This is a genomic window from Lacisediminihabitans sp. H27-G8 (genome assembly GCF_046156175.1).
In the GTDB taxonomy this organism is placed as follows: domain Bacteria; phylum Actinomycetota; class Actinomycetes; order Actinomycetales; family Microbacteriaceae; genus Lacisediminihabitans.
The window spans coordinates 1-847 of record NZ_JAYLVL010000017.1; the positions used below are offsets into that span (position 1 = coordinate 1).

Annotated in this window: 1 protein-coding gene; it reads right to left on the minus strand. The window is 63.4% G+C overall.

The window, feature by feature from the left end:
* Positions 1-41: 41 nt before the first annotated feature.
* Positions 42-847: IS256 family transposase (locus tag VLI63_RS17635; protein ID WP_409158157.1), on the minus strand; the 806-nt coding region annotated here is incomplete at its 5' end.

Consider the following 847-nt stretch of genomic DNA (forward strand, 5'->3'; position numbering starts at 1 on the left):
GGTCAAGTCCCGTGGTGTGGTGTAACTGCTGATCCTTCGTTTTAGGCGCTGAGGGCCATGATCGTGTCGGTGTTCACCTCGCTTCCGGTATCGGGCAGGGCTCGCATGCGGGAGCGGGCGAGGATGTCGAGTCCGAGGTAGCGGCGTCCTTCGGCCCATTCGTCGGTTTGTTCGGCGAGGACTCCGCCGACGAGACGGATGATCGCGTCTCTGTTGGGGAAGATGCCGACGGAGTCGGTGCGGCGCCGGATCTCGCGGTTCAGTCTCTCGTTGGGATTGTTGGACCAGATCTGCTGCCAGAGATCCTTCGGGAACGTCGTGAACGCGAGGATGTCGACCCGGGCGGTGTCGAGATGGTCAGCGACGGCGGGGAGTTTCTCGGTGACGTAGTCAAGGGTCCGATCGAACTGGGCGTTCACCGCAGCGGCGTCGGGCTGGTCATAAACACTATGGAGCATCGCTTTCACGGCCGGCCACATACTCTTAGGCGTCGTCGACATCAGGTTCGCGGCGTAGTGAGTGCGACATCTCTGCCAGGCAGCTCCGGGCAGGTTTGCGGCGATCGCGTCTTTCAAGCCCGCGTGGGCGTCGGAGGTCACGAGCTGAACACCGGTCAGGCCGCGGGCAACAAGGTCGGCGAAGAACGCGTTCCATGCAGACCCGGTCTCGCTCGTGGCGACTTGCAGCCCGAGGACTTCTCTTCGCCCGTCGGCGTTAACCCCGGTGGCGATGAGCACGACGGTGTTGATCACTCGGCCGCCCTCGCGGACTTTCATCGTGAGCGCGTCCGCGGCAACGAACGTGAACGGGCCAGCTTCGACCAGAGACCGGTGTCGGAACTCGTTGA